Raw genomic sequence first — 21,012 nt, 5'->3', positions numbered from 1 at the left:
AATCTTTTCCCGGGTCCCGCGCAAATCATGATTCGTATCGAAAATATCAGCAAACAACTCAGCCACCGGATTCTCTTCATCGAGGCGTCTGCAGCTCTCAACAAAGGCGAGAAGATTGGTCTCGTCGGCCCGAACGGCGCCGGCAAGACGACGATCTTCCGGATGATCAACGGTGAGGAGCAGCCAGACGAAGGGCAGGTCTCCTGTGAAAAGGGCGTCACCATCGGCTACTTCAACCAGGACGTCGGCGAGATGGCGGGCCACAGTGCCGTCGCCGAGGTGATGAACGGCGCCGGCCCGGTCAGCCTCGTTGCCGGCGAATTGCGTGAGCTTGAGGCGGCCATGGCCGATCCCGAGCAGGCCGACGACATGGACAAGATCATCGAGCGCTACGGCGAGGTGCAGGCGCGCTACGAGGAACTGGACGGTTATGCGCTCGAAGGACGCGCCCGCGAAGTGCTCGCCGGCCTGAGCTTCAGCCAGGAGATGATGGACGGCGATGTCGGCGCCCTGTCGGGCGGTTGGAAGATGCGCGTGGCGCTCGCTCGCATCCTGCTCATGCGTCCCGATGTCATGCTGCTCGACGAGCCGAGCAACCATCTGGATCTCGAAAGCCTGATCTGGCTGGAGGAGTTCCTGAAAGGCTACGAGGGCGCTCTGCTGATGACCTCGCATGACCGCGAGTTCATGAACCGGATCATCACTAAGATCATCGAGATCGATGGCGGCACGCTGACGACCTATTCGGGTGATTACGAATTCTACGAGCAGCAGCGGGCGCAGAACGAAAAGCAGCAGCAGGCCCAATTCGAACGCCAGCAGGCGATGCTCGCCAAGGAAATCAAGTTCATCGAGCGGTTCAAGGCGCGCGCCTCGCATGCCTCGCAGGTGCAGAGCCGCGTCAAGAAGCTGGAAAAGATCGACCGGGTGGAGCCGCCCAAGCGCCGTCAGGTGGTCTCCTTCGAGTTTCAGCCGGCGCCGCGATCCGGCGAAGATGTGATCAACCTCAAGAACGTGCACAAGAAATACGGCAGTCGAAGCATCTATGAAGGACTGGATTTCATGGTGCGGCGCCGGGAACGCTGGTGCATCATGGGCATCAACGGCGCCGGCAAGTCGACACTGCTGAAGCTGGTGACGGGGACCGCCGAGCCCGATGAAGGCAGCGTCGCTCTCGGCGCCAGCGTCAAGATGGGATATTTCGCCCAGCACGCCATGGATATTCTCGACGGCGAGCACACCGTCTTCCAGTCGCTGGAAGACCGGTTCCCACAGGCGGGGCAGGGGCCTTTGCGGGCGCTCGCCGGATGTTTCGGCTTCTCCGGCGACGATGTCGAGAAGCGCTGCCGTGTATTGTCCGGCGGCGAGAAGGCGCGGCTGGTCATGGCCATTATGCTGTTCGACCCGCCGAATCTGCTCGTGCTTGACGAGCCGACGAACCATCTCGACCTCGACACCAAGGAGATGCTGATCAAGGCGCTGTCGCAATATGAGGGCACCATGCTGTTCGTCTCGCACGACCGGCATTTCCTGGCGGCACTCTCCAACCGGGTGCTGGAGCTGACGCCGGACGGCGTGCATCAATATGGCGGCGGCTACACGGAATATGTGGCGCGCACCGGCCACGAGGCGCCGGGTCTCAGGAGCTGACGATTATTTTTCCCGGCATGTCGAAACCGGCAGGCTCGAAGCGACCAGCAGAAAGCCGGCCATCGATATCGGTGGACGATCGAAGCAACGGAGGAGAAATGCCCATGAGGTTGGATAGGATCGAGGTCATCACCCTGTTCGTCGACGATATTGACGCGGCGAGGGCATTCTACCAAAAGGTCTTTGCCGCCGATGTCGTCTATCAGGACGCTGTCTGCTCGGTGCTGAAATTTTCGGGGACGATGGTCAACCTTCTCAAGGGTACGGAAGCGCCGCAGCTGGTCGATCCGTCACCGGTGGCGGCATCCGGTTCGGGCAGTCGCGTCTTGCTGACGATCAAGGTCGATGATGTCGACGGGGTCTGCGCGGACCTGCGCAAACTCGGGATCATGCTGCTCAATGGTCCGATCGATCGTCCATGGGGCCGCCGTACGGCGGCCTTTGCCGATCCGTCCGGCCATGTCTGGGAGGTCGCGCAGGAACTGCGCTAACGTTGCAACTAAAGCCTTGGCAGGCCGCTTCCTTCACGCGACGGGCGTGATTCGGCAGGTATTGCCACGATGATGACCAAATTCCGTGGTGTTCGGAGCCCTCTTCATGCAATCGGGGACGAGCATCGGCATGGACTGGATCAATCGCTATATCGATCAGCCGCTACTGCACGGCGCGGCGGGCTTGCTGCGCACTTGGCATCTCCGCACGCGGCAACCGCCGGAGCTGTTGGAGCCGACATGGAATCTCGTCGTGCTCTCCTTTCTCCTGATCGCCAGCGGGCAGGTCATGACTGGCAAACCTTTCGCGCTCAGTGTCGCCGCGCTGCTCATGCTGGCGCTGCCATCAGCACGAAAACTGCTTTCGGCGCTGAAAGCGACGGGAGGAGGTTATGGCGCCCGGCAATACAAGTCGCTGCGAGCGCGCGCCATCGCCAAACGTGAGGCGGAGTGGTCGGTGCGGATCATCGTCCTGTTCGCCTCCGCCTGCCTTCCCTTCATCGCCCGCATCGACGATCCGGTGGGAGCCTATTTCATGCTGGGAGCAAGCATCTGGTTCGTGCTGACCGGGCCGCTCAAGGCCTATCTCGATGCGGCCGAGCCTCCCGAGCCGAATGAAGGCGACCGGATGGTCAGCGGCGCTTTTCATTTCGGCTGAACAAATCCGATGCGACGTCGCATGTGCCGGCCGTGAGACGGGCAGGGAACCAAATGGGGCGGCCTCCGTTATCTCCGCAGCAACGTAAAAGGAGATTGCGATGCTTTATTACGCTCTGGTGTTTCTCGTTGTGGCCTTGATTGCCGGCGTCCTCGGATTTGGCGGTATAGCAGGAGCTTCAGCTTCCATTGCCCAGGTTCTGTTCTTCATTTTCCTGGTGTTGTTCGTCGTGTCGCTCGTCATGCGCTTTATGCGAAGAGTATAGCGCGAATAGAACAAATATAAAAACCCGGCGAACACATCGCCGGGTTTTTCTGTATCGACCCATCCGCTTTGACGTTTCGCTTCGGCCGATCCGGTCGTCGTGGTTCGGGTCGGCCAAAATGAATCGATACCGTCCGCAGAAAGTCGACGGCGATCAGGATCGTGCCTTTCCGGCAACCATTCCTGACAACATCATGAAATAACCGGATGGCGCGAATTAGTGCCTTCGAAATGTCCCAATGGGAGCTGAACCGTAAGCGTGTTTGTCGCTTGCGCATCTTCTGCGCTCTGACAGGCGACGTGAAGATGGTACCGGATCGGGATCGTTTTGCAGTTCCGTCCGTTATCTATTGCCGAATCTGGTGGCGAGTAGCCGGGTATGCTCGTCACGATTTGAGAAGGAGAGACTTATGGACAAAATTTTTGCGAAGGCACTTGCCGCGGTATCGTTGACGCTGGCCGGCGCTGGGGCGGTCAATGCCGCCGACCTCGTAACCAGGACGTATGAAGAGCCGGACCTGCGCAATGGTGTCAAGATCGGTTACCTCACCTGCGATATCGGTGGCGGTACAGGTTATGTGCTCGGTTCATCCAAGGAAGCCGATTGCATCTTCCAGTCAACCGTCGGCAACGAGCTGTCGGATCGTTATACTGGCGAGATGAGAAAGCTCGGCATCGACCTCGGCTTTACCACCCGCAGCCGCCTGATCTGGGCCGTGTTCGCGCCGACCGCCGGTTATCACCGCGGATCGCTCGCCGGCCTCTATGTCGGCGCTACCGCCGAAGCGACGCTCGGGGCCGGTGTCGGCGCCAATCTCCTGATTGGCGGAACCTCTGGCTCGATCCATCTGCAGACGGTCAGCCTGACCGGCCAGCTTGGCCTCAACGTTGCGGCCGGCAGTGCGTCGATGACGCTGACAGCCGCGAACTGATATGCCTTTGGGCGCCCCACGATGCGGCAGGGCGCCACCCCTTTGAAGGGCGATTTTACGCGCCGATATGCCCCCGGCCGGATCACGACATGATGGATATTCGAACGGCAACGCCCGACGAGGATGAGATCCTGGTGGGGCACCATCTGAAGATCTGGGACAGCTATGGCACGCCGCCGGAACACTACAGGCCCGATGCGGCGGCGCGGATCTTGTCTTTCATCAGAAGCGGACGCGAGGAGCGGCGTCTGACTTCGTTCCTTGCTATCGTCGACGGTGAAATCGCCGGTTCCGCGTCGTGCCAGATGCACCAATCACCATTTCCGGAGATCATCCAGCCGGAACAGCGACTGCATGGCTACATCTGGTCTGTCTATGTCGCCGACGCCTTCCGCCGGCGCGGCATCGCGTTGGCGCTGACCAACAAGGCTATTGATTATCTGAAGTCTATCGGCTGCACGACGGCCGTCATCCACGCCTCGGATGCCGGTGAGCCGGTTTACCGGGCCGCCGGGTTTGAACTGGCGAAGGAAATGCGCCTGCAGTTTCCGGCGGAGTAACGGCCTGGCGGCTACTACAGTGCAGCGAGGAAGCGATGACGCGGCTCCATGTCAGTTCGGCCGTAGCTGCATCGTGATCCGGCAGCGTCGGATCGGTGTAGAGATGACCGGCGCCGGAATATTTGAAGATCTCCGCGGCGATGCTCGACCGGGCCGCTGCCGCTTGCCAGGTTTCAACCTCTTCCCTGGGCGCGAATCGATCCGGATCGGCAAGATGGATCTGGACGGGAAGGCCCCGGCGCGCGTTGTCCGGAATTTCAGCGAGGCCTTGAAGCAGCAGCAAGCCTACCATCTGCGGCCGCTTCGGCCAAAGATGTGCGGAGACGCCAGCACCCATCGAAAATCCGCCGAGCACGGCGGAGCCAGGCAGCGGGGCGACCGCCTTTTCCGCGCGTTGGCAAAGAGTGGACCACCCGATCGCCTCCTTCAGTTCAATGCCCTCATCGATCGATCGCGCGACCTTGCCCGCATGGAGAGATCCGGCGTAAACACCTGATGCCCAGCCGCCCGCAGACGCTCTGCTGCATCGCGCTCGAGTGACCGGAGTCCATAAACCGAATGAAACAGCACCACCGTTGCCATTACTAATCTCCTCAATCGGTGCAGCGAACGTCGCCACCGACCTTCCGCCTACGCTTTCGCCCGGCCGGGTGCGATAAAAGCGGCGATCGTCGCCTCGTCATGGCCTGCCTCGCGTAGGAAGCGACTGGCGAATTCGATGGCGGGGCTTCTGAGCGCATCGTCCGGTCGAATAAGGTGGAAGGCCACATGATTGTCGAGCGTCCGCTCCGACACGGCGACGACGCGCCCGGCCGCAAGCGCGGCATCCGACAGCGGCGGCCGGGCGAGAGCGATGCCGAGCCCTTGTACACAGGCATCGACGACGAGATTGTAATCCTCGAAGCGACGGTCGTGGCCGCGTGGCGTGTAGTCGACGCCCTCGCGCGCAAGCCAGCGACGCCAGCCTTCGATATTGGAGTCGTGCAGGATCGGCAGGTCGAGCAGCGAAACAGCATCGGAGCGCTGGCCGAGCCGGTCTGCCAGGGCCGGGGCGGCGATCGGATACGACTTCTCCTGCCAGAGCGACAGGGCGCGCACGCCGGCCCACGGCCCTTTGCCGCAGCGGATGGCAAGGTCCGTGCCTTCGCCGAAATCCGCCAGCCGGTGTTCGAGCGTCAACTCGACATGCAGCTCGTTTCCTTCGAGCTTCGGCAGACGCTGAAACAGCCACAACGAGGCGACCGAGGGCGTCACCGAAAGGCGCACCACCGCCCTATTGCGGCGAGGCAGCCAGCGTTCGCCGCTATTGCCGAGCAGTGCAAGCGCTTCCTCCGCCCGCGCGAAAAACCGCATGCCCTCCGGCGTCAGCCGCACGCCTCTGGCTTCGCGGGCAAACAGCCGCACCCCCATCCAGCGCTCGAGGCGCGAGACCTGCCGCGACACCGCGCCATGCGTGATGCCGCTTTCCTCGGCCGCGGCCGAAAACGATCCAAGCCGGGCGGCGCGGGCAAAGGTCTCGAGCGTATCGAGCGGCGGAAGCACGGGCGAGCTGTGAACCATAGACACATTTGATCATCGATTGCGATGCTTTTCAAGCACGCATCGAAGGCCTAATCCATTGTCGAAGAACAAATGGAGGCGAAAATGAGCATGGCGGCAAGCACACCGATTTCGACGAAACAGCAGGGCGGGTTCGATCTGGTCGCCTTCGGCGCGATCCTCGTCACAATCCTCTTCTGGGCGTCCTCTTTCGTGGTGATCCGCATCTGTCTCGGACCACTGACGCCGATCGAACTGGCGACCGCGCGGTATGTGGCAGCCGGCGCCATCGCTCTGGTCTACCTCGTGATCTACCGGCCGTTGCCGGAAAAACGCGATTTCGTCCGCCTTTCCATCGCTGCGGTGCTCTTCATCGCCGCTTATGCGGTTCTGTTGAACACCGGTGAGCAGACGGTTGCGGCAGGGCCGGCGAGCTTCATCATCAACACCATGCCCGTCTTCACCGCCCTCATCGCCACGTTCGCGCTCGGCGAGCGCTTCGGCCGCTGGGGCTGGGCCGGCACTGCCATATCCTTCGGCGGTGTGGCGCTGATTGCGGTTGCCTCCGACGGCGGCTTCAAGCTTGATCCGAATGCCGTCCTCATCCTCGGCGCAGCACTTTGCTCGGCGATCGCCAGCGTGCTGCAGAAGCCGCTGCTCGGCCGGATGCCGGCGCTTGCCGTCACCGCCTGGATCCTGCTGATCGGTTCCGTGCCGCTGTTTCCGGCCGCACCGGCGACGATTCAGGCGCTGGCCGCCGCCCCGGCGGAGGTGAACTGGGGCGTTGCCTATCTCGTCATCTTCCCGACTGCGATCGGCTACCTCACCTGGGCGATCGCGCTGAAGCGGCTGACGGCCGCCCGCGCTTCGAACTTTCTCTATGGCGTTCCGCCCGTCGCCACGCTGATCGGTTTCCTCTGGCTGGGTGAGACGCCGACGGCGCTTGGCGCGGTCGGTGGCGTCATGGCGATCCTCGGTGTGCTCGTCGTCAATGTGATGCGGAAACGATAGCAGCAAATTCGCCCCGGAAGGTGATCAGGTGACAGATAGGCATTGCGCAGGCGTTCGCTTTCTTTAAAACGAAAGTAGATCGAAAGGTGCGTGCTCATGTTCTTGACCGACCGGCAAACTGAAATCGTGGCGATAGCGAAATCGAGCGGCAGGGTCCTGGTCGAGGAGCTCGCTTCCCGCTTTTCAGTGACACCGCAGACGATCCGCAAGGACCTGAACGATCTCTGCGATGCGCAGGTGCTGACGCGTATCCACGGCGGCGCGACATTCCCGAGCGGGACCGAGAACGTCAAATACGAGGCGCGGCGGCAGATCGCCGCGTCCGAGAAACAGGCGATCGGCATGGCCGCGGTCGAGCTGATCCCGAGCGGGGCCTCGCTCTTCATCAATATCGGAACGACGACCGAGGCGGTGGGCGAGGCGCTCGCCGAGCATCACGAGCTGATGGTGATTACAAATAATATCAATGTTGCCAATAGGTTACGTCTGCTGCCCGCAATCGAGGTGGTGATCGCCGGCGGTGTGGTGCGCGGTTCGGATGGCGGGATCGTCGGCGAGGCGGCAGTCGATTTCATCCGCCAGTTCAAGGTCGACTATGCCGTGATCGGGGCTTCGGCGATCGACGTGGATGGCGCGCTTCTCGACTATGATTTTCGCGAAGTCAAGGTCGCACAGGCGATCATCGCCAACGCCCGGCATGTCATTCTGGTTGCGGATTCGACGAAGTTCGAACGCACCGCTCCAGTCAGGATCGGCCAACTTTCCCAAGTTCATACCTTCATCACCGACCATTGTCCGGTGCCGTCGATCCGCAATCTCTGCCTCGAAAACAATGTAAAGCTGATCGAAACGAACGGCAGGTTTCGCTAAAGCATGATGCCGGCACTGTTCTGAATTTCCGCCGCGAAACATTCGTTTGACATTCGTATCTCTTTCGTTTTAACTGACTTCACTTTCGCAATTGCGTGAGTTTTGTGCGATGCGAAATCCGCAGCAGGCTCGGAGGGGATATTGGGCCGGGAGATACACGACATATTCGTCATCGGGGGCGGCATCAACGGCTGCGGCATTGCGCGCGATGCTGTTGGGCGCGGTTATTCCGTGGCGCTGGCGGAGATGAACGACTTCGCCTCGGGCACCTCGTCTGGCGCCACCAAGCTCATTCATGGCGGCCTGCGTTATCTCGAGCATTACGAGTTCCGCCTAGTGCGGGAATCGCTGATGGAGCGCGAGATCCTCTGGGCGATGGCGCCGCACATCATCTGGCCGCTGCGTTTCGTGCTGCCCTACCATAAGGGCGGCATCCGGCCGGCCTGGCTGATCCGGCTCGGCCTCTTCCTTTACGACCATCTCGGCGGCCGTAAGCTGTTGCCGGCGACATCGGTGCTCGACATGCGCCGCGATCCGGCCGGCAAGCCGCTGAAGGCGCTATTTGCCAAGGCCTTCGAATATTCCGACGGCTGGGTCGATGATGCCCGCATGGTGGTGCTGAACGCCCGCGACGCCGCCGACAAGGGGGCGACCATCATGCCGCGCACCAAAGTGGTGTCGGCAAGGCGCGAGAACGACCTCTGGCACATCGAGACCACCGATACGGTCACCGGCCGCAATGACAACCATCAGGCCCGCATGCTGGTCAATGCTGCCGGTCCGTGGGTCGACCATGTCATCCGTTCCGCCTTCGGCCAGAACGAGGCTCACCATGTCCGCCTTGTCCAGGGCAGCCATATCGTGGTGAAGAAAAAGTTTGACGGTCCACGCGCCTATTTCTTTCAGAATCCCGACAACCGCATCATCTTTGCCATTCCTTACGAGGGCGACTTTACGCTGATCGGCACCACCGACCGCGATTACACCGCCGATCCCAAGGATGTTCGGATCTCCGAGGAAGAGACCATCTATCTGTGCAATGCGGCGTCGGAATATTTCAAGGAGCCGGTCAGGCCGGAGGATATCGTCTGGGCCTATTCCGCAGTCAGGCCGCTTTATGACGACGGTGCCTCGAAGGCGCAGGAGGCGACGCGTGACTATGTGTTGAAGCTGGACGGCGAGGGGAGTAGCGCACCGCTACTCAACGTCTTCGGCGGCAAGCTCACCACCTATCGCCGGCTTTCCGAACACGCGCTGGAGAAGATCGGCGCTGCGATCGGCGTCAAGGGTGCCCCGTGGACGGCCAAGAGCCATCTGCCAGGCGGCGACTTCCCGGTCCGGGGTTACGAGGGGCAGGTCGCCGATCTGAAGCGGCTTTATCCGTTCCTCGCCGATCAACATGCCCGCCGGCTGGTTCGCCGTTACGGGACGAGGGTCAAGGCGCTGCTCGGCGAAGCCCGCGGCGTCGACGATTTGGGACGGCTGTTCGGCGGCGACCTCTACGAGGCCGAGGTCACCTATCTCGTCAAACAGGAATGGGCCCGGCACGCCGAAGACGTGCTGTGGAGGAGAACAAAGGATGGTCTGCGCCTTTCGAGGGAGCAGGCTCAGTCACTGGAGGAGTACATGGCTGCCATGCCGGCGATGGCCGGATAAGGGCAACATGTGGTCCCCGATGCGTGGAGGCACGGGAATCGGAATGCTGGAACTGCGGAAGGCCGCAAAGATGGTGGGAGGGGACTATCATATCCACCCGACCGATCTTGTTTTTGAAAGAGGAACGCTAAACGTTCTGCTTGGGCCGACATTGTCGGGCAAGACCTCGTTGATGCGTCTGATGGCCGGCCTTGATCGGCCGACAACCGGCACGATCCATTTTGATGGTGCTGACGTGACAGCTATGCCTGTCCAGAAGCGCAACATCGCCATGGTCTATCAGCAGTTCATCAATTATCCGGCATTGACGGTCTACGAGAATATTGCCTCGCCGCTGCGGATTGCCGGCAAGGATGCCAAGATCATCGATCTGGAGGTGCGCAAGGCTGCCGAACTTCTGAAACTCGGGCCTTATCTCGATCGCACGCCGCTCAACCTCTCCGGCGGCCAGCAGCAGCGCACCGCACTTGCCCGGGCACTCGTGAAGAATGCGAGCCTTGTTTTGATGGACGAGCCGCTTGCCAACCTCGACTACAAGCTGCGTGAGGAGCTGCGGCAGGAATTGCCGCGCATCTTCGCGCAGTCCGGCGCGATCTTCGTCTATGCCACGACGGAACCGTCCGAAGCCTTGTTGCTGGGCGGCAATACGGCAGCGCTCAGCGAGGGCCGGATCACGCAGTTCGGCCCGACGATCGAGGTCTATCGCAATCCGCTCGATCTGACGACGGCGAAAACCTTTGCCGATCCGCCGCTGAATTTTATTGATCTGGTCAAATCGGAAGGCAATTTCCTGCGCGATGGCGCGGTGATTTTTGCCGTGCCGCCGCATCTTCAGAACGTGCCGGACGGGCCGGCAACCATAGCGTTTCACCCGCATCATCTTGCACCAACCGCCCAGACGGCTGGTTCGGCGCGGATGACGGCGCGAACACAGGTTTCGGAGATCACCGGCTCGGAAAGTTTTGTTCATCTGCAATTTGCCGGCACCCGCTGGGTGATGCTTGCGCACGGCATCCACAATATCGACCCGGACACGGACATCTCCGTTTTCATCGATACGCGCCACCTGATGGCGTTCGGCGCGGACGGCCGGGCGATCACCACCGCCAGGCAAGGGGGCTAGGAGAAGATCATGGCACGTATCACCCTCGATCATATTCGCCATGCCTATGGGCCGAACCCGAAGAGCGAGAAGGACTACGCTCTCAAGGAAGTGCACCATGAGTGGAACGATGGCGGCGCTTATGCACTGCTCGGGCCTTCGGGCTGCGGAAAGACCTCGCTGCTCAATATCATTTCGGGCCTCATTCAGCCGTCCGAAGGGCGGATTCTCTTCGACGGGCAGGATGTTACGAACCTGCCGACACAGCAGCGAAATATCGCGCAAGTATTCCAGTTCCCGGTCATCTACGACACGATGACGGTCTACGACAACCTCGCCTTTCCTCTGCGCAACCGCGGCGTGGCCGAGGCGGATGTCGACCGGCGCGTCCGCGAAATCCTCGAGATGATCGATCTTGCCGGCTGGGCCAAGCGGCGCGCGCGCGGCTTGACGGCGGACCAAAAGCAGAAGATTTCGCTCGGCCGCGGCCTCGTGCGCTCGGATGTGAACGCGATTCTCTTTGACGAGCCGCTCACTGTTATCGATCCGCATATGAAATGGGTGCTGCGATCGCAGCTGAAGCGGCTGCACAAGCAGTTCGGTTTTACCATGGTCTATGTCACGCATGACCAGACGGAGGCGCTGACCTTCGCCGACAAAGTCGTGGTGATGTATGATGGCGAGATCGTGCAGATCGGCACGCCGGCCGAACTCTTCGAGCGTCCGAGCCATACCTTCGTCGGCTACTTCATCGGTTCGCCGGGCATGAACTTCATGCCGGCCAAGGTAGAGGGCAGTACGGTTCGGGTCGGCGAGCACGCGCTAACGCTCGGCTATGCGCCAAAGACTTCGGCAGCGGCCAAGGTAGAGCTTGGAATCCGGCCCGAGTTTATCCGGGTCGGCCGTGAGGGTATGCCTGTGACGGTCAGCAAGGTGGAAGATATCGGCCGGCAGAAGATCGTCCGCGCGCAGTTCGCCGGCCAGCCGATCGCGATCGTCATTCCCGAGGACGAGGAAATTCCGGCCGATCCCCGGGTGACCTTCGAGCCATCAGCTATCAGTATCTATGCCGACTCTTGGCGCGCCGGACCGGAGGCTTGATCATGGAAAAAACCTGGAACAACAAAGCCTGGTTTCTGGTTCTGCCGGTCCTCGTGCTGGTGGCTTTCTCGGCTGTCATTCCCTTGATGACGGTTGTGAACTATTCCGTTCAGGACACTTTCGGAAACAACCAGTTCTTCTGGAACGGAACGGACTGGTTTACCGAAATCCTGCATTCCGACCGATTCTGGGCCGCCCTGCAGCGAAACCTGATTTTTTCGTTGATCATTCTCGCGCTGGAGATTCCGCTCGGTATCTTCATTGCGCTCAACATGCCGAAATCAGGCATCGGCGTGCCGGTATGCCTGGTTCTGATGGCACTGCCGCTGTTGATCCCATGGAACGTGGTCGGCACGATCTGGCAGGTGTTCGGCCGCAACGACATTGGTTTGTTCGGTTATTACGTCAACGCCATCGGCATCGATTACAACTATGTGCAGGATCCGCTCGACGCCTGGGTGACGATCATCATCATGGATGTCTGGCACTGGACGAGCCTGGTCGTCTTGCTCTGCTATGCCGGCCTCGTTTCCATTCCAGATGCTTTCTATCAGGCAGCCAAGATCGACGGTGCGTCCCGTTGGGCAGTGTTCCGCTATATCCAGCTGCCCAAGATGAAGCGCGTTCTTCTGATCGCCGTGCTGCTGCGTTTCATGGATAGTTTCATGATCTACACCGAGCCTTTTGTCGTCACGGGTGGCGGTCCGGGCAACTCGACCACTTTCCTGTCGATCGATCTGGTCAAGACCGCCCTCGGACAGTTTGATCTCGGTCCGGCAGCTGCCATGTCGCTGGTTTATTTCCTGATCATCCTGCTGCTTTCGTGGGTGTTCTACACCGTCATGACCAGCCACGACGCGGAGAATTGAAATGAGCGTCTCCAACGAAACGACATCGAGCCGAAACATCCCAGGCGTTACCAGTGTCGCAAGCGGGCTCTCCGCCGATGAAGTCGGCCGTCTGATGCGCCGGCGCGGCGAGGAATCGCGCTGGTGGTGGCTGGTTCCGACGATCTATATCATCGTGCTCCTGCTGCCGATCTATTGGCTCGTCAACATGAGCTTCAAGACCAATGCGGAAATCGTCAATTCTCTGACGCTTTATCCTCATAACCCGACGATCGCCAATTACGTGACGATCTTCACGGAGAAGGCGTGGTATTCCGGCTATATCAATTCAATCAGCTATGTCGTCATGAACATGGTGATCTCGGTGGCAGCTGCGCTGCCGGCGGCCTATGCCTTCTCCCGATATCGGTTCCTCGGCGACAAGCATCTGTTCTTCTGGTTGCTGACCAACCGGATGGCGCCGCCGGCAGTCTTTGCCCTGCCGTTCTTCCAGCTCTACTCGGCCTTTGGACTCATCGATACGCACATCGCCGTGGCCTTGGCGCATTGCCTCTTCAACGTACCGCTGGCGGTCTGGATCCTTGAAGGCTTCATGTCCGGCGTGCCGAAGGAAATCGACGAGACGGCCTATATCGATGGCTACTCGTTCCCGCGGTTCTTCCTGAAGATCTTCACGCCGCTGATTGCGAGCGGGATAGGTGTCGCCTGTTTCTTCTGCTTCATGTTCTCTTGGGTCGAGTTGCTGATCGCACGAACCCTGACGACAACCGACGCGAAGCCGATCGCCGCCACCATGACCCGCACCGTCTCTGCATCCGGCATGGATTGGGGCCTGCTGGCCGCCGCGGGCGTTCTGACCCTTATCCCGGGGGCGCTGGTGATCTGGTTTGTGCGCAATTACATCGCAAAGGGCTTCGCCCTGGGGAGAGTTTGATGAGCTTTTCGCTTCCCGATTTTTCATGGATGGCGTGGACATGGCCGACGGCCGCTTTCTTCATCGTCATCGCATTGCTGCTGATCGGCATGGGGATATGGGAATATGCGGTGCCGGGCGGCAATCCGCGGATCGGAATCCTGCGCTTCGAGACGACGCGCGGTGACCGGCTTTTCCTTTCGCTACTCGGCGCAGCGTTCATTCATCTTGCATGGCTTGGGCTCGGTGGGCCCAACCTGTGGTGGGCTCTTGCCATCTCCGTGGTCTACGCCATCGGCGTGTTCCGCTACGTGTGACGGCAAAGTGAAGACAGATGGCCGGGGGTCCTTGGCCGCCTGAGACGTGACTGCAATCGCAAACCCTGGGAGGATATTATGCGACGGCACTTATTGACGACGACAGCAGGCTTGCTGCTGGCGATGACCGCGTCGGCCTATGCCGGCATGGACGAGGCTAAGACTTTTCTGGACAAAGAGATCGGCGACGTGTCGACGCTCTCTCGCGCCGACCAGGAAAAGGAAATGCAGTGGTTCATCGATGCTGCGAAGCCTTTGCAGGGTATGGACATCAAGGTTGTCTCGGAAACCTTGACCACCCACCAGTATGAGTCCCAGGTTCTGGCTCCGGCCTTTACTGCGATTACCGGGATCAAGGTCACCCACGACGTCATTCAAGAGGGCGACGTTGTCGAGAAGATCCAGACACAGATGCAGACCGGACAGAACCTTTATGACGGCTGGGTCAACGACTCCGACTTGATCGGTACGCATTGGCGCTATCAGCAGGTGCGCAACCTGACCGACTGGATGGCCGGCGAAGGCAAGGACGTTACAAACCCCGGCCTCGATATCAACGACTTCATCGGTACCAAGTTCACGACGGCACCGGACAAGAAGCTCTACCAGCTTCCCGACCAGCAATTCGCCAACCTCTATTGGTTCCGCTACGACTGGTTCAACGACGAGAAGAACAAGGCCGATTTCAAGGCGAAATATGGCTACGATCTCGGCGTTCCGGTCAACTGGTCGGCCTATGAGGACATTGCCGAATTCTTTACCGGCCGTGACGTGAACGGCAAGAAGGTCTTCGGCCACATGGACTACGGCAAGAAGGACCCGTCGCTCGGCTGGCGCTTCACCGACGCCTGGCTTTCGATGGCCGGCAATGGTGACAAGGGTCTGCCGAACGGTCTTCCGGTCGACGAATGGGGTATCAAGGTCGACGAGAAGTCGCGTCCTGTCGGCTCGTGCGTCGCGCGCGGCGGTGACACCAATGGCCCGGCTTCCGTCTACTCGATCCAGAAGTATCTCGATTGGTTGAAGGCCTACGCACCGCCGGAAGCTCAGGGCATGACCTTCTCGGAATCCGGTCCGGTTCCGGCACAGGGTAACGTCGCGCAGCAGATCTTCTGGTACACGGCCTTTACAGCAGACATGGTCAAGCCTGGCCTGCCTGTTATGAACGAGGACGGTACGCCGAAATGGCGCATGGCACCGAGCCCGCATGGCGTTTACTGGAAAGACGGCATGAAGCTTGGTTATCAGGACGTCGGTTCTTGGACGCTGATGAAATCGACGCCTACGGACCGTGCGAAAGCCGCCTGGCTCTATGCACAGTTCGTGACCTCGAAGACGGTTGACGTGAAGAAGAGCCAGCTCGGTCTCACCTTCATCCGCGAATCCACCATTCGCGACAAGAGCTTTACGGAGCGTGCTCCGAAGCTCGGCGGTCTGATCGAGTTCTATCGTTCGCCTGCGCGTGTTCAGTGGTCGCCAACCGGCACCAACGTTCCCGACTATCCGAAGCTGGCTCAGCTTTGGTGGCAGGCTATCGGTGACGCCGCCGCCGGCGCCAAGACGCCGCAGGAAGCCATGGATTCTCTTTGCGGCGAGCAGGAGAAGGTCATGGGCCGTATCGAGAAATCGGGCGTCCAGGGTGATATCGGCCCGAAGCTCGCCAAAGAGCATGATCTCGCTTATTGGAACGCGGATGCGGTGAAGAAGGGCAACCTTGCGCCGCAGCTGAAGATCGAGAACGAGAAGGAAAAGCCGGTCACCGTCAACTACGACGAACTCGTCAAGAGCTGGCAGTCGAAGTAAGGCAGACCTCGGCCGGAGGCGACGAGGCTTCCGGCCATCACTTCCTGCCATCGGCTACGGCTGGTGGCACCCACAATCTTTCTCTCATGACGTCCGCCCGCGCCCTGCCATCTCTGGCAGGCGGAGCGATCTCGTGCGAGCCGGAGACGAGATGAGCGGCTATATTCTTTCAATCGACCAGGGCACGACATCTTCGCGCGCGATTATCTTTGATGGCGACATGAAAATGGCCGGCTCGGCGCAGGCGGAAATCACCCAATATTATCCGCAGCCCGGATGGGTGGAGCACGATGCCGCCGAAATCTGGCAGTCCGTCGTCGACACAGTACGCAAGGCGATCGCCGATGCCGGTCTTGATGCCGCCGACATTGCCGCGATCGGCATTACCAACCAGCGCGAGACGGTGGTCGTCTGGGACCGCAAGTCCGGCAAGCCGCTTCACCGGGCGATCGTCTGGCAAGACAGGCGCACGGCCGAAATGTGCGAGAGCCTGAAGGCCGATGGATATGAGAAACTCTTCAGCGCCAAGACCGGCCTGCTGCTCGACCCCTATTTCTCCGGAACCAAGCTTCGCTGGTTGCTCGACAATGCCGACGGCCTGCGTGAGAAGGCCGAGGCGGGCGACGTCTGCTTCGGCACGATCGACAGCTGGCTGATCTACAATCTGACGGGTGGCCGTGTTCATGCTACCGATGCGACCAATGCGTCGCGTACGCTGCTCTACAACATCGATGACGGCGTTTGGGACGAGGAGCTTCTCGGTATTCTCGGCATTCCGGTCGCCATGCTTCCCGAGGTCAGGGAATGCGCCGATGATTTCGGCCGTGTCGACGAGGCGCTGTTCGGTGCGCAGCTTCCGATCCTCGGCGTCGCCGGCGACCAGCAGGCGGCGGCCGTGGGCAATGCCTGCTTCGAGCCCGGCATGATGAAATCCACTTACGGAACCGGCTGCTTTGCGCTGCTGAACACCGGCAGGGATCGTGTTTCCTCTTCCAACCGGATGCTGACGACCATCGCCTGCCGCCTCGACGGCGAGACGACCTATGCGCTTGAGGGTTCGATCTTCATCGCCGGTGCCGCCGTTCAATGGCTGCGCGACGGCCTCGGCATCATCGACCAGGCTTCGGAGGCAGGGGTGCTGGCGGCCAAGGCCGATCCCGGACAGCAGGTCTATATCGTTCCGGCCTTCACCGGCCTCGGTGCGCCCTATTGGGATCCGGCAGCGCGCGGCGCGATCTTCGGCCTGACGCGAAATAGCGGGCCGGCGGAATTTGCCCGCGCCGTGCTCGAATCCGTCGCCTATCAGACGCTCGACCTGCTGGTGGCGATGAAGAAGGACTGGGGCGTCAACCAGCTGGAAACCGTGCTGCGCGTCGATGGCGGCATGGCGGCTTCGGATTGGACGATGCAGTGCCTGGCTGACATGACGGGGAATCCGGTCGACCGGTCGGCGATCCGCGAGACCACAGCGCTCGGCGCTGCCTGGCTTGCCGGCTCGAAAGCCGGCATCTGGCCCGGCAAGCGGGATTTTGCGCAGTCGTGGGCCTGCGACCGCCGCTTCAACCCCTCGATGGAGGAGAGCGAGCGGCAGGCCAAGATCATCGGCTGGAAGAATGCCGTCTCGCGGATGATTTCGGACGTCTCGGCGGGGTAACAGCTTCCCCGAACTTGACGGCACTGGCTGCTTTTCTCACGTGCCGCTTGCGGCCTTTCTGCTGACAAAGCTCAGGGCGAGTACGGCGAAGATCAGCGTTCCCGTGCCGACCTGCTGCCAATAGAAGTTCAGATCGGTCAGCAGCAGGCCGTTGGCGACGATGCTGAGCAGCAGCGCGCCGAGAACGGTGCCGCCGACATTCGGCCGGCCAAGCGGGCTGAGCGTCGTGCCGATGAAGGTCGCGCCGATCGCATTCAGCAGGAAGGCATTGCCCGAGGAGGGGATGTAGGTGGTGACGGTTGCGGTCAGGATCAGCCCGGCGATTGCCGCGATCAACCCGACCAGGATGAAAGTCACCGCGACATGGGCCGGCGCGGCGATGCCGGAATAGCGCACGACGCCCGGCTGGATGCCGATCGACAGGATGACGCGACCGAAACGCGTGCGGGCAAAAACAACGGCAGCAGCGGCGATGACGACGATGGCAGCGGCAAGCGGCACCGGAAAGCCGGCAATCGTGCCGTGGCCGAGGAAACGGAAGGCTTCCGGCACGCCATTCGGCGGCAGATAGACCGGATTGCCGCCATTGGTCAGCAGCTGCTGCACGCTGCGGCCGATGAACAGCGTGCCGAGCGTGGCGAGGAACGGCGACACGCCGATCCCTGAAATCAGCAGCGCGTTGAACGCACCGACAAACGCTCCGGCGGCCAGTCCCGCGACTGCGGCGACTGCCACCGGCTGCCCGGCAAGGACGAGCGAGACGAAGGCAAAGCTGGCGAAATCCATCGCCGTTCCCACCGAAAGATCGATGCCGCCCGACGCGACGACGAAGGTCATGGCGACGGAGACGATGGCAAGCAGCGTGAAATTATTGACCAGGATGCTCTGCAGATTGGCAGGCGTCAGGAATGTCGGCGTTGCCACGGAAAAGGCGGCGAACACCGCAACAAGGGCGAGGATCAGCCCATAGCGCACCAGGCCGCCGGCGATGAGACGCGGTAAGTCGATGGTGGCGAGGGGAGGGGTCTGGAGCGACATGGTCAGGCCTCCTGCCGGCGCAGCAACGTGGTCGCGGAAACGACGATGAGAATGAGCACGCCCTGGACGCCGCTGACCAGCGTGCTCGAAATGTTCAGCAGCTGGAAGCCGTTGACCAGGAAGCCGACCAAAAGGGCCGAAAGCAGCGTCCCGGTGATCGTCGGAACCAGCCGGCGCGAAAAGACCGAGCCGAGCAGGGCCGTCACGACGACGGGCAACAGCATCTCGCCGGCGCCGGTCGTGCTGCCGCTCAGATAGGAAGCCGACAGAATGCCAGCGATGCCGCCGGAGACGCCGCTGGCGACGAAGGCGCCGGCCAGCAGCCGGCGAAGCGGCAGACCGGCGGCACGCGCCGCATCCGGAAACTCACCGACGGCATAGAGACGCAGGCCGAGCGGCGTATATTGTACAATCGCCGTGGTGATGGCCGCAAAGCCGAGGAGCACATAGGCAAGAACCGGGATGCCGAAAGCATCCGAGGCCGAGAGCGCCGACAGGAAAGGCGTCGAGGCCGGCAGGACGGTATTGCCGGTCAGCACCAATTCCAGGCCGGCGACGACGTTCATGACGGCCAGCGTGGCCAGCAGCGGCACGATGCCGGCATAGACGACGGCAATGGCATTAACCGTGCCGATCAGCGCGCCGGTGAGGATTGCCGCGGCGATCGCTGTCGCATCGCCGTAGCCGAGCTGTGTCAGGCTCGCATAGACGGCAGCGCTGAGACCCATATTGGCAGCCAGCGAAAGGTCGATGCCGCCGGTGACGACATTGGAGCCGCCGGCAATCAGCACGATCGTCAACCCAATGGCAAGCACGCCGGAGATGGCCGATTGACCAAGCACATTGCCGATATTGCCGATGCTGAGGAAATAGGGTGCAGTCAGCGAGAAGATGATCAGGATGGCGGCGAAAGCGATCAGCGATCCGAAGCGCAACGCGGTCGCCGCAATATTGCCGGCCGGCCGGGGAGGCGGTTCAGCAGCGGAAAAACCGGAAGGCGCGAATTCCACTTCAGCCGACATGGCGATGTCCCTCGGATGATCCTGTCGATTGAGCGAGCACCGCATCCGCGCTGGTCTCCGACGAGATGAATTCCCGTGCCACGCGGCCGCGGAAGAGCACCAGGATGCGATCGGTGATGCCGATCAGTTCCGGCAGGTCCGAAGACAGCACGATGACGCCGGCGCCGCGCGACGCGAGTTCGCCGATCAGCGTATAGATCTCGACCTTGGAGCCGATATCGACTCCAACAGTCGGTTCGTCGAGGAGATAGACCTCGGAGCGGCGGCTCAGCCACTTGGCGATGGCGATCTTCTGCTGGTTGCCGCCCGAAAGCGTACGCAGCAGGGCATCGCGCCCATTGGTCTTCACCTGCAGACGCGCAATCAGAGCGTCCACTTCTTGCTGTTCGCGTCTGCGATCGAGAAAGCCGAAACGGGTGAAGCGGCCAAGGCTCGAAAGGCTGATATTTTCCGCGACGCTGAGGTCGAGCGCGACGCCGTGGCGACGCCGGTCTTCCGGCACCAGGGCGATCTCGCGACCGGCCGCCTGCGTCGGATTGGTGAAACGGGCAGCCTTGCCGCTGATCTCGATATGGCCGGAAGCCGGGGTCTCCAGACCGAAGAGAGCGCGGACCAGCTCCTTTGCGCCGGAGCCGAGCAGGCCGGTAAGGCCGAGCACCTCGCCGCGGCGAAGCGTGAAACTGATGTCGCTATATTTCCCCGGCGCCGACAGCTGCTCGACCTTGAGGATGTCTTCGCCGGGCGTCACCTGCGGCTTCGGAAACATCTCCTTGATGTCGCGTTCGACCATCAGCCGCGCGATCGCGCCAGCCGAAGTGTCCCCAATCGGCAGGGAGGCGACGTCCAGCCCGTTGCGCAACACGGTGACGTGGTCGCAGAGCTCTTCGATTTCGTTCAGGTAATGCGAGATATAGATGATGGTGACGCCTTCGTCGCGCAGACGGCGGATCAACCGGAAGAGGATATCGGCCTCCCGGCGCACCAAGGCTGCCGTCGGCTCGTCGAAGACGAGCACCTTCGGCTGATTGAGGAGCGCGCGGGTGATTTGCACGATCTGCTTTTCGGCCGTCGACAATTCGCCGATCAAGGCTGCGTTCGGCAACCGGATACCGAAATAGTCATTGAGAATGTCAGACGCACGGCGCTGCATCAGTCGCCGGTCGAGGAACGGTGTGCCCGCGATGCGTGGTTCCCGGCCGAGGAACAGTGCTTCGCCGACGGTGAAGGTCGGCACCAGCAGTCGATCCTGGTGAATGAAGTGGATGCCGAGCTCTTCGGCAAGATGCGGTGTCAGCCTGTCGAATGTTTGCCCTTCGATCTCGATCCGGCCGCCATCGGGCTGGTGAAGACCGGCCAGCAGCTTAATCAGCGTCGACTTGCCGGCGCCGTTCTGGCCGACGAGACCGTGGATGGTGCCGCGCCTGACGATCAGCGACGCACCGGCAAGCGCCTGCGCACCGCCGAAATGCTTGACGATGCCTTCAAAGCGGATGATGTCGTCGCGTGCCGTCACCGGCTGTTTCAACGAAATGGCCGTCATGTCGATCTCTCCGGGCGGGAAGATTGCGAGCGATCCGGCGATG

At 61.2% G+C, this 21,012-nt stretch carries 20 protein-coding genes and 1 pseudogene; 16 read left to right on the top strand and 5 right to left on the bottom strand.

The genetic code is table 11. The features are described from left to right. Positions 1-27 precede the first annotated feature (27 nt). From HJB82_RS20895 to HJB82_RS20870, 6 genes and pseudogenes are all read left to right on the top strand, one after another. Positions 28-1,650: an ABC-F family ATP-binding cassette domain-containing protein gene (locus HJB82_RS20895; RefSeq protein ID WP_221141303.1), complete on the top strand. Its 1,623-nt coding sequence runs from the start codon at positions 28-30 to the stop codon at positions 1,648-1,650. 98 nt (positions 1,651-1,748) lie between these two features. Beyond that, entirely contained in the window at positions 1,749-2,141 is a 393-nt protein-coding gene (locus tag HJB82_RS20890; RefSeq protein ID WP_221131146.1) for a VOC family protein, read from the top strand. A gap of 69 nt (positions 2,142-2,210) precedes the next feature. Then, positions 2,211-2,799 (top strand): annotated as a pseudogene (locus HJB82_RS20885) (hypothetical protein). 100 nt (positions 2,800-2,899) lie between these two features. After that, positions 2,900-3,064 (top strand): DUF1328 domain-containing protein, encoded by a 165-nt coding sequence (locus tag HJB82_RS20880; protein WP_003571841.1) that lies wholly within the window; start codon positions 2,900-2,902, stop codon positions 3,062-3,064. Between the two features lie 409 nt (positions 3,065-3,473). Continuing rightward, a complete protein-coding gene (locus tag HJB82_RS20875; RefSeq protein WP_221131145.1) occupies positions 3,474-3,995 on the top strand; it encodes a DUF992 domain-containing protein in 522 nt (173 codons plus the stop codon). A 92-nt stretch (positions 3,996-4,087) separates the two neighbouring features. Beyond that, the gene (locus HJB82_RS20870) at positions 4,088-4,555 is read left to right on the top strand and encodes a GNAT family N-acetyltransferase (protein WP_207585920.1); all 468 of its coding nucleotides are present in this window, start codon (positions 4,088-4,090) and stop codon (positions 4,553-4,555) included. Here the strand turns inward: HJB82_RS20870 and HJB82_RS32045 are convergent. Beyond that, positions 4,464-4,892: a dienelactone hydrolase family protein gene (locus HJB82_RS32045; protein ID WP_409201851.1), complete on the bottom strand. Its 429-nt coding sequence runs from the start codon at positions 4,890-4,892 to the stop codon at positions 4,464-4,466. The two genes, HJB82_RS20870 and HJB82_RS32045, sit on opposite strands and share 92 nt — an antisense overlap. A gap of 293 nt (positions 4,893-5,185) precedes the next feature. Next, positions 5,186-6,115, bottom strand: coding sequence for a LysR family transcriptional regulator (locus tag HJB82_RS20860; RefSeq protein WP_207585828.1), 930 nt, complete (start codon positions 6,113-6,115; stop codon positions 5,186-5,188). A gap of 72 nt (positions 6,116-6,187) precedes the next feature. Here HJB82_RS20860 and HJB82_RS20855 point away from each other — a divergent pair, with 72 nt between their 5' ends. The 10 genes from HJB82_RS20855 to glpK all read left to right on the top strand — a co-directional run bounded on the left by HJB82_RS20855 (position 6,188) and on the right by glpK (position 17,369). Next, on the top strand, positions 6,188-7,105 hold the full coding sequence (locus HJB82_RS20855; protein WP_221116234.1) for a DMT family transporter: 918 nt from the start codon (positions 6,188-6,190) through the stop codon (positions 7,103-7,105). 96 nt (positions 7,106-7,201) lie between these two features. Continuing rightward, positions 7,202-7,975, top strand: a complete 774-nt coding sequence (locus HJB82_RS20850) for a DeoR/GlpR family DNA-binding transcription regulator (RefSeq protein WP_207585826.1) — start codon at positions 7,202-7,204, stop codon at positions 7,973-7,975. A 141-nt stretch (positions 7,976-8,116) separates the two neighbouring features. Continuing rightward, positions 8,117-9,631 (top strand): glycerol-3-phosphate dehydrogenase, encoded by a 1,515-nt coding sequence (gene glpD, locus HJB82_RS20845; protein ID WP_221116235.1) that lies wholly within the window; start codon positions 8,117-8,119, stop codon positions 9,629-9,631. Between the two features lie 43 nt (positions 9,632-9,674). Then, a complete protein-coding gene (locus HJB82_RS20840) occupies positions 9,675-10,754 on the top strand; it encodes an ABC transporter ATP-binding protein (protein ID WP_207585825.1) in 1,080 nt (359 codons plus the stop codon). Between the two features lie 9 nt (positions 10,755-10,763). Beyond that, positions 10,764-11,834: an ABC transporter ATP-binding protein gene (locus HJB82_RS20835; protein WP_207585824.1), complete on the top strand. Its 1,071-nt coding sequence runs from the start codon at positions 10,764-10,766 to the stop codon at positions 11,832-11,834. A 2-nt stretch (positions 11,835-11,836) separates the two neighbouring features. Beyond that, positions 11,837-12,703 (top strand): carbohydrate ABC transporter permease, encoded by an 867-nt coding sequence (locus tag HJB82_RS20830; RefSeq protein WP_007637179.1) that lies wholly within the window; start codon positions 11,837-11,839, stop codon positions 12,701-12,703. A gap of 1 nt (position 12,704) precedes the next feature. Continuing rightward, positions 12,705-13,616, top strand: a complete 912-nt coding sequence (locus HJB82_RS20825; protein ID WP_207585823.1) for a carbohydrate ABC transporter permease — start codon at positions 12,705-12,707, stop codon at positions 13,614-13,616. Beyond that, positions 13,616-13,912 carry a DUF2160 domain-containing protein gene (locus HJB82_RS20820; protein ID WP_164011166.1) on the top strand — a complete coding sequence of 99 codons (297 nt, stop codon included), beginning with the start codon at positions 13,616-13,618 and terminating at the stop codon, positions 13,910-13,912. Before HJB82_RS20825 ends, HJB82_RS20820 begins: the two co-directional genes overlap by 1 nt. 78 nt (positions 13,913-13,990) lie before the next feature. Continuing rightward, positions 13,991-15,715, top strand: coding sequence for an ABC transporter substrate-binding protein (locus HJB82_RS20815; protein WP_207585822.1), 1,725 nt, complete (start codon positions 13,991-13,993; stop codon positions 15,713-15,715). A 151-nt stretch (positions 15,716-15,866) separates the two neighbouring features. Continuing rightward, on the top strand, positions 15,867-17,369 hold the full coding sequence (glpK, locus tag HJB82_RS20810) for a glycerol kinase GlpK (RefSeq protein ID WP_221141301.1): 1,503 nt from the start codon (positions 15,867-15,869) through the stop codon (positions 17,367-17,369). Positions 17,370-17,405: 36 nt separating this feature from the next. Here the strand turns inward: glpK and HJB82_RS20805 are convergent, their stop codons facing one another. The 3 genes from HJB82_RS20805 to HJB82_RS20795 are packed head-to-tail and all read right to left on the bottom strand — an operon-like array spanning position 17,406 to position 20,969. Then, on the bottom strand, positions 17,406-18,407 hold the full coding sequence (locus HJB82_RS20805; protein WP_221141299.1) for an ABC transporter permease: 1,002 nt from the start codon (positions 18,405-18,407) through the stop codon (positions 17,406-17,408). A 2-nt stretch (positions 18,408-18,409) separates the two neighbouring features. Then, on the bottom strand, positions 18,410-19,429 hold the full coding sequence (locus HJB82_RS20800) for an ABC transporter permease (protein WP_164024508.1): 1,020 nt from the start codon (positions 19,427-19,429) through the stop codon (positions 18,410-18,412). Then, positions 19,419-20,969, bottom strand: a complete 1,551-nt coding sequence (locus HJB82_RS20795) for a sugar ABC transporter ATP-binding protein (protein ID WP_221131137.1) — start codon at positions 20,967-20,969, stop codon at positions 19,419-19,421. Before HJB82_RS20795 ends, HJB82_RS20800 begins: the two co-directional genes overlap by 11 nt. Between the last annotated feature and the right edge of the window lie 43 nt (positions 20,970-21,012).

Source organism: Rhizobium sp. NZLR10 (assembly GCF_019685125.1).
Lineage (GTDB): Bacteria > Pseudomonadota > Alphaproteobacteria > Rhizobiales > Rhizobiaceae > Rhizobium.
This window is presented reverse-complemented; position numbering and strand designations above follow the sequence as displayed.

Coding starts and splice junctions, on each gene's coding strand:
- HJB82_RS20895 (WP_221141303.1), top strand. CDS start 28: ATGATTCGTATCGAAAATATCAGCAAACAACTCAGCCACCGGATTCTC.
- HJB82_RS20890 (WP_221131146.1), top strand. CDS start 1,749: ATGCCCATGAGGTTGGATAGGATCGAGGTCATCACCCTGTTCGTCGAC.
- HJB82_RS20880 (WP_003571841.1), top strand. CDS start 2,900: ATGCTTTATTACGCTCTGGTGTTTCTCGTTGTGGCCTTGATTGCCGGC.
- HJB82_RS20875 (WP_221131145.1), top strand. CDS start 3,474: ATGGACAAAATTTTTGCGAAGGCACTTGCCGCGGTATCGTTGACGCTG.
- HJB82_RS20870 (WP_207585920.1), top strand. CDS start 4,088: ATGGATATTCGAACGGCAACGCCCGACGAGGATGAGATCCTGGTGGGG.
- HJB82_RS32045 (WP_409201851.1), bottom strand. CDS start 4,892: ATGGGTGCTGGCGTCTCCGCACATCTTTGGCCGAAGCGGCCGCAGATG.
- HJB82_RS20860 (WP_207585828.1), bottom strand. CDS start 6,115: ATGGTTCACAGCTCGCCCGTGCTTCCGCCGCTCGATACGCTCGAGACC.
- HJB82_RS20855 (WP_221116234.1), top strand. CDS start 6,188: ATGGAGGCGAAAATGAGCATGGCGGCAAGCACACCGATTTCGACGAAA.
- HJB82_RS20850 (WP_207585826.1), top strand. CDS start 7,202: ATGTTCTTGACCGACCGGCAAACTGAAATCGTGGCGATAGCGAAATCG.
- HJB82_RS20840 (WP_207585825.1), top strand. CDS start 9,675: ATGCTGGAACTGCGGAAGGCCGCAAAGATGGTGGGAGGGGACTATCAT.
- HJB82_RS20835 (WP_207585824.1), top strand. CDS start 10,764: ATGGCACGTATCACCCTCGATCATATTCGCCATGCCTATGGGCCGAAC.
- HJB82_RS20830 (WP_007637179.1), top strand. CDS start 11,837: ATGGAAAAAACCTGGAACAACAAAGCCTGGTTTCTGGTTCTGCCGGTC.
- HJB82_RS20825 (WP_207585823.1), top strand. CDS start 12,705: ATGAGCGTCTCCAACGAAACGACATCGAGCCGAAACATCCCAGGCGTT.
- HJB82_RS20820 (WP_164011166.1), top strand. CDS start 13,616: ATGAGCTTTTCGCTTCCCGATTTTTCATGGATGGCGTGGACATGGCCG.
- HJB82_RS20815 (WP_207585822.1), top strand. CDS start 13,991: ATGCGACGGCACTTATTGACGACGACAGCAGGCTTGCTGCTGGCGATG.
- glpK (WP_221141301.1), top strand. CDS start 15,867: ATGAGCGGCTATATTCTTTCAATCGACCAGGGCACGACATCTTCGCGC.
- HJB82_RS20805 (WP_221141299.1), bottom strand. CDS start 18,407: ATGTCGCTCCAGACCCCTCCCCTCGCCACCATCGACTTACCGCGTCTC.
- HJB82_RS20800 (WP_164024508.1), bottom strand. CDS start 19,429: ATGTCGGCTGAAGTGGAATTCGCGCCTTCCGGTTTTTCCGCTGCTGAA.
- HJB82_RS20795 (WP_221131137.1), bottom strand. CDS start 20,969: ATGACGGCCATTTCGTTGAAACAGCCGGTGACGGCACGCGACGACATC.